Below are 12,333 nucleotides of genomic sequence, written 5' to 3' on the forward strand. Positions count from 1 at the left end.
CTCAAGGCAAGCTTGGCTTGCGAGACCGGCTTCTCCAGGAGGCCGGCGCCCTCCCGCAGCTTGCCGCTCGTCATGCGGTTGTTTGACTCACAGACCGCGCAACACGCTCGCCGTCGTTTTCGCCTAGTGCGCACTTGCGCACGGGGGCCGGGACGACGGTGGTGGGTGAGGCAGACGTGAGGGTGTTGCCGCTTCCTCTAACCGATCCGCACCACCATCTTGCCGAGCGCCGCACGGGTTTGCATGGTGGTGAAGGCCGCGCCAAAGTCCTCGAATGCGAATACCTTGCCGACCACAGGCGTCAGCCGGCCTTCGTTTAGCCAAGCCGACATTTGCGTCATCACGCGCGCCTGCGCCTCGGGCTCCCGCCGCGCGATCTGGGCGGCATCGACGCCGATCAGGAGGCCGCCTTTCAGGAGCGGCAGATTGAACGGCAATGCGGGAATGTTGCCGGCCGCGAAACCAACCACGACATGGCGGCCGTTCCAGGCGATCGAGCGGAACGCCTGCAGCGAGACCTCGCCACCGACCGGATCGAAGATCACGTCGGGGCCATGGCCGGCGGTCGCGTCCTTCAGCGCGTCGCGCCAGTCGGGCTTCGTGTAGTCGACGACCGCGTCGGCACCGAAGCTTGCGGCGAAGTTGCGCTTCTCCTCCGTCGAGGCCGCGGCGACGACGCGCGCGCCGAGCAGCTTGCCGACTTGAATGGCGGCGATCCCGGTGCCGCCGGCGGCGCCGAGCACCAGCAACTGCTCGCCGGCCTTGAGCGAACCGCGCTCGCCGAGTGCATAGAGCGCGGTGAGGTAATTGGTGCGAAAAGCCGCGGCGGCCTCCATCGACAGTCCGTCGGGCATGATCTCGACGGCGTCGGGCGGCACCACGATGTGCTCGGCCAGCGCGCCCGAGCGCGCCGCGCCCATCACCCGCATGCCCGGCGCGATGCCGGCAACGCCGCCTGCGACCGCATCGACCACGCCGGCGAATTCCGCGCCCGGCGTAAAGGGGAGGGCATCCTTGGTCTGGTAGCGGCCCTCGACCTTCAGCCCATCCACGAAGCCGATGCTCGCGGCGTGGACCCGGACGCGGATCTGTCCGGGGCCGGGTTCGGGGGTGGCGATCTCCCTCAGCCCGATCTGATCGATGGGTGCGTATTGCTCGACGACGACCGCCTTCATCCTGTCCTGCTCGCTTGTTCGTTTCCTCTGGCCAAACCTATGTCATGTCCGTTGTTGTACGGGGAGACCTTTTACGCATGCAGCGATGGCATCGCATGCGGAAAGCCAGCATCTTCAACGACATCGCGAAAAGGCCGGCGTTTACCCGTTGTTATCCCTACCAAATTCGGTAACCCGTCCTTAATGGCGTTAACGTTAGGGTTTTCCACGCGGCCCGCACTGGGCTGCGCGCCGTCCAAGGACGGGCAGGTTGCGTACGCGTTGGAGTCTCCTATGGATATCATGACTGGCGCCGGGCTGTTGGCTGGCATCATCGTCATCGCGGTGATGATGTTCATGGGCGGCGACCTGCACATGTTCATCTCCGAACATGCCATGATCATCATCTTCGGCGGCTCGATCGCTGCGACGATGATCCGTTTTCCGCTCGGCGTGATGCTGCATGGCCTGCCGCTCGGCGCCAAATTCGCCTTCACCATGAGCCGGTTGTCGGCCCGCGATCTGGTCGACGAGCTCGCCCGCATCGCCGAGATCGCCCGCAAGCAGGGGCCGGTCGGTCTGGAAAAGGTCGAGACCGACGAGCCGTTCCTCGCCAAGGGCATCCGTTACGTCGCCGACGGTTACGACCTCGAATTCATCCGCGACAACATGGAACGCGACCGCGACAACTTCCTGATGCACCTCGACGAGGGCAGCAAGATCTATCGCGCGATCGGCGACTGCGCACCGGCGTTCGGCATGATCGGCACGCTGATCGGCATGGTGCAGATGTTTGCCAACATGACCGACCCCTCCAAGCTCGGCCCGTTCATGGCGACCGCACTGCTCGCGACGCTGTACGGCGCGCTGGTCGCCAATTTGTTCTGCCTGCCGATCGCCGACAAGCTGCACGGCAAGCTGCTCGACGAGGAGACCAACCGCACGCTGATCATCGACGGCATTCTGATGATCCGCGACTCCAAGAGCCCCGCGCTGGTACGCGAGATGCTGCTGGCCTATCTGCCGGAGAAGCATCGCCAGGAGGAAGGCGAGCCGGTTCCGGCCTGACCGGACCGCTCTTTCGGAAAACGCTACAATGGCCAAGAAAAAGCGCGGCGACGCCCATACCGGAGGTCACGGCTGGTTCGTGACCTTCGCCGACCTGATGGGCCTGATGATGAGCTTCTTCGTGATGCTCGTCGCGTTCTCCACCATGGACAACAACAAGCTGAAGATCGTTGCCGGCTCGATGCGCGATGCCTTCGGCGTGCAGACCAATGTGCGCTATTCCGGCATCGTCGAATCCGACGGCCTGCCGACCCGGCCGAAGCTGAAGAACGTCGAGCATATCTCGCCGGAGGACTCCTCGGCCAATCCGACGCCGGACGAGAAGGAGCGCAGCCAGATCAACGGCGCGCGGCTGAAGATCGACCGCGAATTCGCGCTCGCCTCGGCCTCGCTTCGCCAGGCGCTGCAGGACATGCCGGAGCTGACCGAGATCTCCAAGAACATCATGTTCGAGGAGACCAAGGAGGGACTCAACCTCGAGATCGTCGACCAGGACGGCCGCTCGATGTTCGCGGACGGCTCCAGGGAGCCGTACGACCGCACCCGCCGGCTGATCCAGAAGCTGGCCGCGCCACTGAAGGCGACGCCGCTGCGGGTTGCGATCGTGGGGCATACAGCCGCAGGCTTCGTGCCGGCGCGCAGTGATTACGACGGCTTCGACCTGTCCGCGGACCGCGCCAACGCGGTGCGGCAGATCCTGGAGCGGGAAGGGCTGCCGCCGTCGCATATTTTCGCGGTTTCCGGCAAGGCCGACGGCCAGCCGCTGTTTCCCGACGACCCGACGCTGCCGGCCAACCGTCGCGTGACCATCACGTTGATGCGGGAAAATCCGCCACTGCCGCCGGATCTGAAGCCGTAGCTCCGGGTTACCATACTACCGTCGACTGCCACCGGTGCGCGGTTGACACGCGGAGCGGAAGCGTCGATAGCCGCGCGGATCAAATCAACCGATCGGGCGTTCCAACCTCGCCATGGCTGTCAGCGTCTCATCTACCGAAGCTCAGGAAGGACAACCCACCTCCAGCTTCTGGGCCCTGACACTCGGCAGCATCGGGGTGGTGTTCGGCGACATCGGAACTTCGCCGCTCTACGCATTCCGCGAAGCGGTCGGCGGCGCCGCGCACGGCCAGCCGGTCACCCGCATCATGGTGCTGGGCGTGCTCAGCCTGATCCTGTGGGCACTGTTCACCGTCGTCACCGCGAAATACGTGCTGCTGCTGCTGCGCGCCGACAACAATGGCGAGGGCGGCACGCTCTCGCTGATGGCGCTCGGCCAGCGCGCGATCGGTCGGCGCAACTGGCCGCTGCTCGCGCTCGGCGTGGTCGGCGCCTCGATGTTCATCGGCGATTCCATGATCACGCCTGCGATCTCGGTGCTGTCGGCGGTCGAAGGCCTCAAGCTCGCCACCCCGCATCTCGAGCACTATGTGGTGCCGCTGACGATCCTGATCCTGGTCGTGCTGTTCTCGGTGCAGAGTTCTGGCACCGCGCGCGTCGCTTCCGCCTTCGGTCCGGTGATGGTGGTGTGGTTCGCCTCGCTGGCGGTGATGGGGCTCGTCCACATCATGGACGACCCGTCGGTGCTGGCGGCGATCAATCCCTATTACGCGCTCCAGTTCATGCTGACCCACGGCACCATCGGCCTGGTGACGCTGGGCGCGGTGTTCCTCGCGGTGACCGGCGGCGAGGCACTGTATGCCGATCTCGGGCATTTCGGCCGCAAGCCGATCCAGTCCGGCTGGCTGTTCTTCGTGCTGCCCTCGCTGCTGCTGAACTATTTCGGGCAGGGCGCGCTGGTGCTGTCCGACCCTGGCGCGATCGAGAACTCGTTCTACCGCATGGTGCCCGACGTGCTGCTGCTGCCGCTGGTCGGGCTCGCCACCGCCGCGACGGTGATCGCGAGCCAGGCGGTCATCACCGGCGCCTATTCGCTGATCAGCCAGGCGGTGCAACTCGGGCTCTTGCCGCGCTTCGAGGTCCGCTACACCTCGGAGACCCATGCCGGCCAGATTTATCTGCCACGCGTCAACCGGCTGCTGCTGATCGGCGTGCTGCTGCTGGTGCTGCTGTTCCGCACCTCGAGCGGGCTGGCTTCGGCCTACGGCATCGCCGTCTCCACCACCATGGTCGCCGACGGCATCATGGGCTTCATCGTGATCTGGAAGCTGTGGAACTGGCGCGTGGCGTCGGCGGCAGCCTTGATCCTGCCGTTCGTGATCGTTGATATGACCTTCTTCAGCGCCAATCTCCTGAAGCTGTTCGAGGGCGCGTGGGTGCCGCTGCTGTTCGGCGTCGTGATGGCGACGATGATCTGGACCTGGCGCCGCGGCGCCGCCATCCTGGTCGCCAAGACCCGGCGCATCGAGGTGCCGCTGCGCGACCTGATCCACAGTCTGGAGAAGCGGCCGCCGCATATCGTCAAGGGCACTGCGGTGTTCCTGACCAGCGATCCGAGCTTCGTGCCGACCGCGCTGCTGCACAATCTCAAGCACAACAAGGTGCTGCACGAGCACAACGTGATCCTGACCATCGAGACCGCACCGACGCCGCGCGTCGATCTATCCGAGCGCGTCAACATGGAGAAGGTGAGCGACAAGTTCACCGCGGTCCGGCTGCGCTTCGGCTACATGGAATCGCCGAACGTGCCGAAGGCGCTGGCGGTCGCGCGCAAGCTCGGCTGGCAGTTCGACATCATGTCGACCTCGTTCTTCGTGTCGCGCCGCTCGCTGAAGCCGTCGGCCCAGTCCGGGATGCCGCAATGGCAGGACCACCTGTTCATCGCGATGAGCCGGTCCGCCAATGATGCCACCGACTATTTCCAGATCCCGACCGGCCGGGTGGTTGAAGTGGGTACCCAGGTAACTATCTGATCCGGCGCAGGATTCTGACGTTGATCGACCGTGATCCATGCGTGATATGCATGGCGGAGGCCTGAATCCGGGCTAACCTATGCATTCCTGCCGGGAGTATAGCGCTGCGACCCGGCATTGTGCGGTGCGGCAGAAGACAGAGGCACAGCTTCCCCATGTCATCCGAGAGTGCGATCACCGCGGCGGAAACGCCGGCGGCAAACGGCAATGGTGAGGCGCATTCAACCGCCACCTTCAAGGCCCTGATGCTCGGCAGCATCGGTGTCGTCTATGGCGACATCGGCACCAGCCCGCTTTACGCCTTGCGCGAGGCCGTCGTTGCGGCCGCCGGCGGCGAGGGCGCGGTGACGGCGCATGCGGTGCTCGGCGTGCTATCGCTGATCCTCTGGGCTTTGATCGTTGTCGTCACGCTGAAATACGTCGTGATCCTGCTGCGCGCGGACAACAATGGCGAGGGCGGCACGCTGGCGCTGATGGCGCTGGCGCAGCGCGCGGCGACCAAGGGCGGCGCCGCGATCGTGCTGCTCGGCATCATCAGCGGCGCGCTGTTCTATGGCGACGCTGTCATCACGCCGGCGCTCTCGGTGCTGTCGGCAATCGAGGGCATCAAGCTCGTCACCTCGACATTCGATCCCTATGTCGTGCCGCTCACGGTGGTGATTCTTGTCGTCCTGTTCGCGGTGCAGTCGCGCGGCACCGCGCGCGTCGCGGCCTTCTTCGGTCCGGTGATGTGCGTGTGGTTCGCCCTGATCGCGGTCGCGGCGCTGCCGCAGATCGTGCGGCATCCCGAAGTGCTGTACGCGCTCAATCCGATCCTTGCGGTGTCGTTCATGCTGCATCACGGCGTGATCGGGTTCATCACGCTCGGTGCGGTCTTCCTCGCGGTGACCGGCGCCGAGGCGCTCTATGCCGACCTCGGCCATTTCGGCAAACGCCCGATCCAGACCGCGTGGCTGTTCATCGTGCTGCCGTCGCTGGCGCTGAACTATCTGGGGCAGGGCGCGCTCTTGATCGGCAATCCCAAAGGCATCGAGAACCCGTTCTTCCTGATGTTCCCGGACTGGGCCCTGATCCCGATGGTCGCGCTTGCGACCATGGCGACCGTGATCGCGAGCCAGGCCGTCATCACCGGTGCGTATTCGCTGACGCGGCAGGCGATCCAGCTCGGCCTGCTGCCGCGGTTCGAGATCCGCCACACCTCGGAAGCGCATTCCGGGCAGATCTACATGCCGCGCATCAACCGCTTCCTGTTCATCGCGGTCATCGTGCTGGTGCTGATGTTCCGCTCGTCGAGCGCGCTGGCCTCGGCCTACGGCATTTCGGTGACCGGCACCATGGTGGTGACGGCGATGATGGGCTTTGTCGTGATCTGGAAGGTCTGGCGCTGGTCGCCGATCGCCGCCGCGGCGCTGGTTGCGCCATTCCTGTTCCTCGACATCACCTTCCTCGCCGCCAACCTGCTCAAGGTGTTCGAGGGCGGCTGGGTGCCGCTCGCGCTTGGCGGCGCCATGATAGTGGTGATGTACACTTGGCGGCGCGGCAGCCGGCTGCTTTTCGAGAAGTCGCGCAAGCTGGAATTCCCGCTCGCCGATCTCGTCGCGATGCTGGAGAAGCGGCCTCCGCAACGGGTCTCCGGCACCGCGGTGTTCCTGACCAGCGATCCCGTCAGCGCGCCGACCGCGCTGATGCACAGCCTCAAGCACTACAAGGTGCTGCACGAAAAGAACGTCATCCTGACCATCGAGACCGCGCCGACGCCGCGGATCGATCCGTCCGAGCGAGTGCGGATGGAGCAGCTGAGCGAGACCTTCTCCAAGGTGACGCTGAAGTTCGGTTTCATGGAGCAGCCGAACGTGCCGAAGACGCTGGCGATCGCCCGCAAGCTCGGCTGGCAGTTCGACATCATGTCGACCTCGTTCTTCCTCTCCCGCCGTGCGCTGAAGCCGGCGGCGCATTCGGGCATGCCGAGTTGGCAGGACCATCTGTTCATCGCGCTGAGCCGCTCGTCGAACGATGCCACCGACTATTTCCAGATCCCGACCGGGCGGGTGGTCGAGGTCGGGACACAGGTTACGATCTAGGGGCCACGATCCAGCTTTTCCGCGTGGCATCTAACCCGTTTCGGACGCTTGATTTTCTCCGCGCAAGAGGCGACTTTGCGGCCCGGAACGGCGAGCCGGGCGACGCTCGCCAAAGATCATGTCGGGAGGATATTTCCGTGGCGGAGCACAAGGTGGAAGATTTGTTTCCGGACGAGGTGTCGAAGGGCATAGCGGAAGGCCGCTATCTCCTCGTCGACGTCCGTGAGCCGAACGAGGTCGCCGTCGAGGCCTATCCCGATGGCGTCGTGGTGCCGCTGTCGACGTTCGATCCGGCGGCGATTCCCGATCCGCAGGGCAAGCAGGTGGTGTTTGCCTGCCGCTCCGGCAAGCGCTCGGTGACGGCCTCGCTGGCCGCGCAGGCCGCGGGCCTGCCCTATGACAAGCATCTGGCGGGCGGCATCATCGGCTGGAAGGCGGCGGGACTGCCGACCAAGACCGGCGGCTGATCCTCGACATGACCTCCATGAACAAGGTCTTCGCGGACCTTCCTGTCACCATCTTCGAGGCGATGTCGCAGGCCGCGCGCGACAACAACGCCATCAATCTCGGCCAGGGCTTTCCCGACGATCCCGGTCCGGAGGACATCCGCCGCGCCGCCGCGGACGCCTCGATCAACGGCTATAATCAATATCCGTCGATGATGGGCATCCCGGAGCTCCGTCAGGCGATCGCATCGCATTACGGCCACTGGCACGGGCTCAAGCTCGATCCGATGACCGAGGTGATGGTCACCTCCGGCGGCACCGAGGCGTTGACCTCCTCGATCCTCTCCGTGGTCGAACCCGGTGACGAGGTGGTGTGCTTCCAGCCGGTCTATGATTCCTATCTGCCGATCATCCGCCAGGCCGGCGGCATTCCGCGGCTGCTGCGGCTCGAACCGCCGGAGTGGCGGCTGAGCGAGGAGATGCTGCGCAGCGTCTTCAATCACAAGACCAAGGCGGTGCTGTTCAACAATCCGCTCAATCCGGCGGCGGTGGTCTATCCGCGCGAGGACCTCGAACTGCTGGCGCGGTTCTGCCAGGAATTCGACGTGGTCGCGATCTGCGACGAGGTCTGGGAACACGTGGTGTTCGACGGCCGTGAGCACATCCCTCTGATCACGATCCCGGGCATGCGCGACCGCACCATCAAGGTCGGCAGCGCCGGCAAGATCTTCTCGCTGACCGGATGGAAGATCGGCTTCGTCTGCGCCGCGCCGCAGCTGCTGCGCGTCGCGGCGAAGGTGCACCAGTTCCTCACCTTCACGACGGCGCCCAATCTGCAGGCGGCGGTGGCATATGGCCTCGGCAAGCCCGACGATTATTTCCTCGACATGCGCAAGGACATGGCGCGGAGCCGCGACCGCCTGACCAGGGGGTTGGAGAGCATCGGCTTTCCGGTGCTGAAGTCGCAGGGGACCTACTTCCTCACCGTGGACCTGTCGCCGCTCGGTCTCAATGAGACCGACGCGGAGTTCTGCTGGCGGATCGTGCAGGACTACAAGGTCGCGGCGATCCCGGTGTCGGCGTTCTACGAGCAGGATGCGGTGACGTCGGTCGTGCGTTTTTGTTTCGCCAAGAAAGACTCGACGCTCGACGCCGCGCTGGAGCGGTTGTCGGACGCCGTTCACCGCCGCAAGAGGTAGGCCAGAATGCGAGAGCAGAACCGTCGTCTCGTCAGCTTCGTCGGCGCGGTCGCGACGGTCCTGCTGCTCTCGGCCTCCGCCGACGCCGAGGAGCGCACGGTCAACTTCTACAACTGGTCGAACTACATGGCGCCGGGAGTCCTCGAGGACTTCACCAAGGAAACCGGCATCAAGGTCGTGTACGATACGTTCGACGCCAACGAGACGCTGGAGACGCGGCTGCTCGCTGGCAAGTCGGGTTACGACGTCGTGGTGCCGACCGGCTACTTCCTGCAGCGCCAGATCACCGCGAAGGTGTTCCTCAAGCTCGACAAGTCGAAGCTGCCGAACCTCGCCAACGCGTGGCCCGTGGTGACGAGCCAACTAGCTACCTACGATCCCGGCAACAATTACGGCGCCAACTACATGTGGGGCACCACCGGCATCGGCTACAACGTCAAGATTGCGCAGAAGACTCTCGGTCCCGATGCGAAGATCGACAGCTGGGACATGGTGTTCAAGCCGGAGAACCTCGCCAAATTCAAGGACTGCGGCATCCACATGCTGGATTCCGCCGACGACATCCTGCCGGCGGCGCTGAGCTATCTCGGCCTCGATCCGAACTCGACCAAGCAGGCCGACCTCGAGAAGGCCGCCGATCTCGTCATCAAGATCCGGCCCTATGTGCGTAAATTCCACTCGTCCGAATATCTCAGCGCGCTGGCCTCCGGCGAAATCTGCTTCGTGGTCGGATGGTCGGGCGACATCATGCAGGCGCGCAGCCGGGCGGCGGAAGCCAACACCGGCGTCGAGATCGGTTACACGATCCCCAAGGAGGGCGCGCAGATGTTCTTCGACAATCTCGCGATCCCCGCGGATGCGAAGAACGTTGCCGAGGCCTATGAGCTGATCAACTACCTCTACCGTCCCGAGATCGCGGCGAAGAACTCGAACTTCCTGTCCTATGCCAACGGCAATCTGGCGAGCCAGAAGCTGATCGATCCGAAGATATTCGATGACAAGAACATCTATCCCGACGAGGCGATGCAGAAGAAGCTGTTCGTGATCACGGCGCGCGATCCCGCGACGCAGCGGATCATCAATCGCCTGTGGACGAGGGTGAAGACCGGGAAGTGACGCGGGGCGTCATTCCGGGATGGTGCGTCAGCACCAGACCTCAGATGCGCAATTGCGCATCGGGGAATCTCGAGATTCTCGGTGCGCAAATGCGCACCTGAGGGTTCGATGCTTCGCATCGCCCCGGAATGACAAGTCGGATGAGCCTACCGCCAGCGCCGGTGCAGCCAGAGCCATTGATCGGGATACTCACGGACCCAGCCCTCGACGACATCGGTGATCGCCTGCATGGTGCCCTGAATATCGATCTGGCCGGATGCGTCGAACACCGGCTTGACTTCCTCGGTGACCTCGCCGCGGAAGCGGCCGTCGGGCAGGCGGATGATCCGCGTGCCGTGGATGGGGCAATCGATCTGCCGGCGCAGGCGCGCCAGCAGCGGATTCGCCGTGGTCTTGCGGCCGAAGAAGGTGACGGGAACGCCGTTGGTCAAATACTGATCGACCAGCATCGCGACGTGCTGGCCGTTCTTCAGCGCCTGCGCCAGCTTGAGCGGTGCGTCACGGCCGGCCGGCACCAGGGTGCCCAGGTTGACCGCGCGGATGCGTTCGATGGCGCGGTCGGCGGCTTCGATGTTCGGCCGGCGAAACAGGATGGTGGCGTCGAGCCCATGCGCTGCGGCGGCAATTGGAGAGAGCTCCCAGTTGCCGAGATGTGCGGCGAAGAACAGAGCCGGCTTGCCGTCGTCACGCAACTGATCGAACAGCTGCTTGCTGCGCGCCGAGAATTCGACGCGACCCGGCTTGTCGGGATTCTGGGGATCGTGGTCCCAGATGCGGTCGATGTGCGCGAATTCAGCGCCGATGCGTCCGAGGTTGTGCCAGACGCCCGTCAGGATCTCCTCGATCTCCTCGGGTGACTTTTCCGGGAAAGCGGCCTTGAGGTTCTCACGGCCGATGCGATCCTCGCGCAGCCGGCGGCCGATGAAATGCGCGGCGCGGCCGAAGAATCTTGCGGTCTTCTCGGGATCGAAATAGCGCGTCGTACGCAGCAGGCCGATCGTCAGCCCGCCGATCGCCGCGTCGGTCACGGGCTTCGCGGCGTCACGCAGGTGCGCCCTGGTGCGAAGGAGCAGACGTTTCATCTGATGATGCGAGGGCGCTAGGCCGGCTCGCGCGTCAGGATCAGTGAGGCGTTCTGCCCGCCGAACCCGAACGAGTTCGACATCACGGCGGTCACCTTGGCATCGCGCGCCTTGTTGCCGACCACGTCGAACGGGATCGCGGGGTCGGGCACCTCGTAGTTGATCGTCGGCGGAATCCGCTGATGCTCGAGCGTGAGCAGCGAGAAGATCGCCTCGACTGCGCCGGCGGCCGAGATGGTGTGGCCGACCATCGACTTGTTCGACGACACCGGAATGTTTTTGGTGTGTTCGCCAAACACGGCCGACGTCGCAAGATACTCCATCTTGTCGTTTTCCGGCGTCGAGGTCCCGTGCGCGTTGATGTGATCAATTTGCTCGGGCTCCATTCCAGCATCGGCGAGCGTCTTGCGCACGCAGCCGATCGCCGGCTTGCCGTCCGGGCTCGAGCGGGTGCGGTGGAAGGAATCGGTGAGCTCGCCGCAGCCGGCAACGACGCCGAGGATACGCGCGCCGCGCGCCATCGCGGCGTCGTAGCTCTCGAGCACCAGCGCACCGGCGCCCTCGGCCATCACGAAGCCGTCGCGGTTCTTCGAGAACGGTTTCGAGGCGGCTTGCGGCGGGTCGTTCTGGGTGGAGAGAGCCGACAGTAGCGAGAAGCGCACCATGGCTTCGGGATTGACCGAGCCGTCGGTCGCGATACACAGCGTTGCATCGGTTTCGCCGCGGCGGATCGCCTCGACGCCGAGCTGGATCGCGGTCGCGCCGGACGCGCAAGCCGTCGACAGCGAAATCGGCGACCCTTTGGTGCCGAAGGTCTCGGCGAGATTGAGCGCGACGGAGCCGAAGGTGAAGCGCCGGTGAAAGTGCGCGAACTTCCCGCCGCTGCAGGTCGCCAGGTATTCGATGATTCCAAAGTCCTTGGTCGGAACCTCGCGCGCGACTTCGAGCCGCTGCGGCCACTCGGTCTCGATCGGGGCGACTGCCAGAAACAGCGGGCCGGGAAAGTCGCCCTTGCTGCCGATGCCGGCTTGCTCGAGCGCTTCTTCGGTCGCGATCTCGGCCAGACGCTGCGACAGGCTGGTCGACGAGAACGGGTCGACGGTAACGAAATCGACGGCGCCGGCCATCGTCGTCTTCAGACTGTCGAGCGGGAAGCGTGTCACGGTCTTGATGCCGGACTCACCCGCGGTGAGGCGCTTCCAATTGTCGGTCTTACCGCCGCCGAGCGACGTCACGATTCCCATGCCGGTCACGACAACGATCGGTCGGCCGAATTTATCGCGTGGTGCTGTCATGGTTTCCCCGTCGGTGCTTGCG

10 protein-coding genes are annotated in these 12,333 nt (G+C 64.7%); 7 read left to right on the top strand and 3 right to left on the bottom strand.

Annotation, left to right across the window (positions count from 1 at the left end; all coding sequences use genetic code 11):
• Positions 1 to 197: 197 nt before the first annotated feature.
• Complete coding sequence (locus tag QA639_RS18395) at positions 198 to 1,175, bottom strand: NADPH:quinone oxidoreductase family protein (RefSeq protein WP_157344865.1); 978 nt, start codon at positions 1,173 to 1,175, stop codon at positions 198 to 200.
• Between the two features lie 273 nt (positions 1,176 to 1,448).
• Between QA639_RS18395 and QA639_RS18400 the strand changes: the two genes are divergently transcribed.
• From QA639_RS18400 to QA639_RS18430, 7 genes are all read left to right on the top strand, one after another.
• Positions 1,449 to 2,222, top strand: a complete 774-nt coding sequence (locus QA639_RS18400; protein WP_016848416.1) for a motility protein A — start codon at positions 1,449 to 1,451, stop codon at positions 2,220 to 2,222.
• A gap of 28 nt (positions 2,223 to 2,250) precedes the next feature.
• Complete coding sequence (locus tag QA639_RS18405; protein WP_016848417.1) at positions 2,251 to 3,081, top strand: OmpA/MotB family protein; 831 nt, start codon at positions 2,251 to 2,253, stop codon at positions 3,079 to 3,081.
• 112 nt (positions 3,082 to 3,193) lie between these two features.
• Positions 3,194 to 5,092: a potassium transporter Kup gene (locus QA639_RS18410; protein ID WP_157344863.1), complete on the top strand. Its 1,899-nt coding sequence runs from the start codon at positions 3,194 to 3,196 to the stop codon at positions 5,090 to 5,092.
• Positions 5,093 to 5,247: 155 nt separating this feature from the next.
• Complete coding sequence (locus tag QA639_RS18415; RefSeq protein WP_028334288.1) at positions 5,248 to 7,173, top strand: potassium transporter Kup; 1,926 nt, start codon at positions 5,248 to 5,250, stop codon at positions 7,171 to 7,173.
• Positions 7,174 to 7,310: 137 nt separating this feature from the next.
• Positions 7,311 to 7,640, top strand: a complete 330-nt coding sequence (locus QA639_RS18420; protein ID WP_283090407.1) for a rhodanese-like domain-containing protein — start codon at positions 7,311 to 7,313, stop codon at positions 7,638 to 7,640.
• A gap of 8 nt (positions 7,641 to 7,648) precedes the next feature.
• Positions 7,649 to 8,818, top strand: coding sequence for an aminotransferase (locus QA639_RS18425; RefSeq protein WP_157344862.1), 1,170 nt, complete (start codon positions 7,649 to 7,651; stop codon positions 8,816 to 8,818).
• Between the two features lie 6 nt (positions 8,819 to 8,824).
• A complete protein-coding gene (locus QA639_RS18430; RefSeq protein ID WP_050386380.1) occupies positions 8,825 to 9,934 on the top strand; it encodes a polyamine ABC transporter substrate-binding protein in 1,110 nt (369 codons plus the stop codon).
• Between the two features lie 146 nt (positions 9,935 to 10,080).
• Here the strand turns inward: QA639_RS18430 and QA639_RS18435 are convergent, their stop codons facing one another.
• Together QA639_RS18435 and QA639_RS18440 are read right to left on the bottom strand one after the other, a co-directional pair.
• Positions 10,081 to 11,016 (bottom strand): lipid A biosynthesis lauroyl acyltransferase, encoded by a 936-nt coding sequence (locus tag QA639_RS18435; RefSeq protein WP_057019707.1) that lies wholly within the window; start codon positions 11,014 to 11,016, stop codon positions 10,081 to 10,083.
• A gap of 17 nt (positions 11,017 to 11,033) precedes the next feature.
• A complete protein-coding gene (locus QA639_RS18440) occupies positions 11,034 to 12,311 on the bottom strand; it encodes a beta-ketoacyl-ACP synthase (protein WP_028334293.1) in 1,278 nt (425 codons plus the stop codon).
• Positions 12,312 to 12,333 lie beyond the last annotated feature (22 nt).

It is taken from the genome of Bradyrhizobium pachyrhizi, from assembly GCF_029714545.1.
GTDB lineage: Bacteria > Pseudomonadota > Alphaproteobacteria > Rhizobiales > Xanthobacteraceae > Bradyrhizobium > Bradyrhizobium pachyrhizi.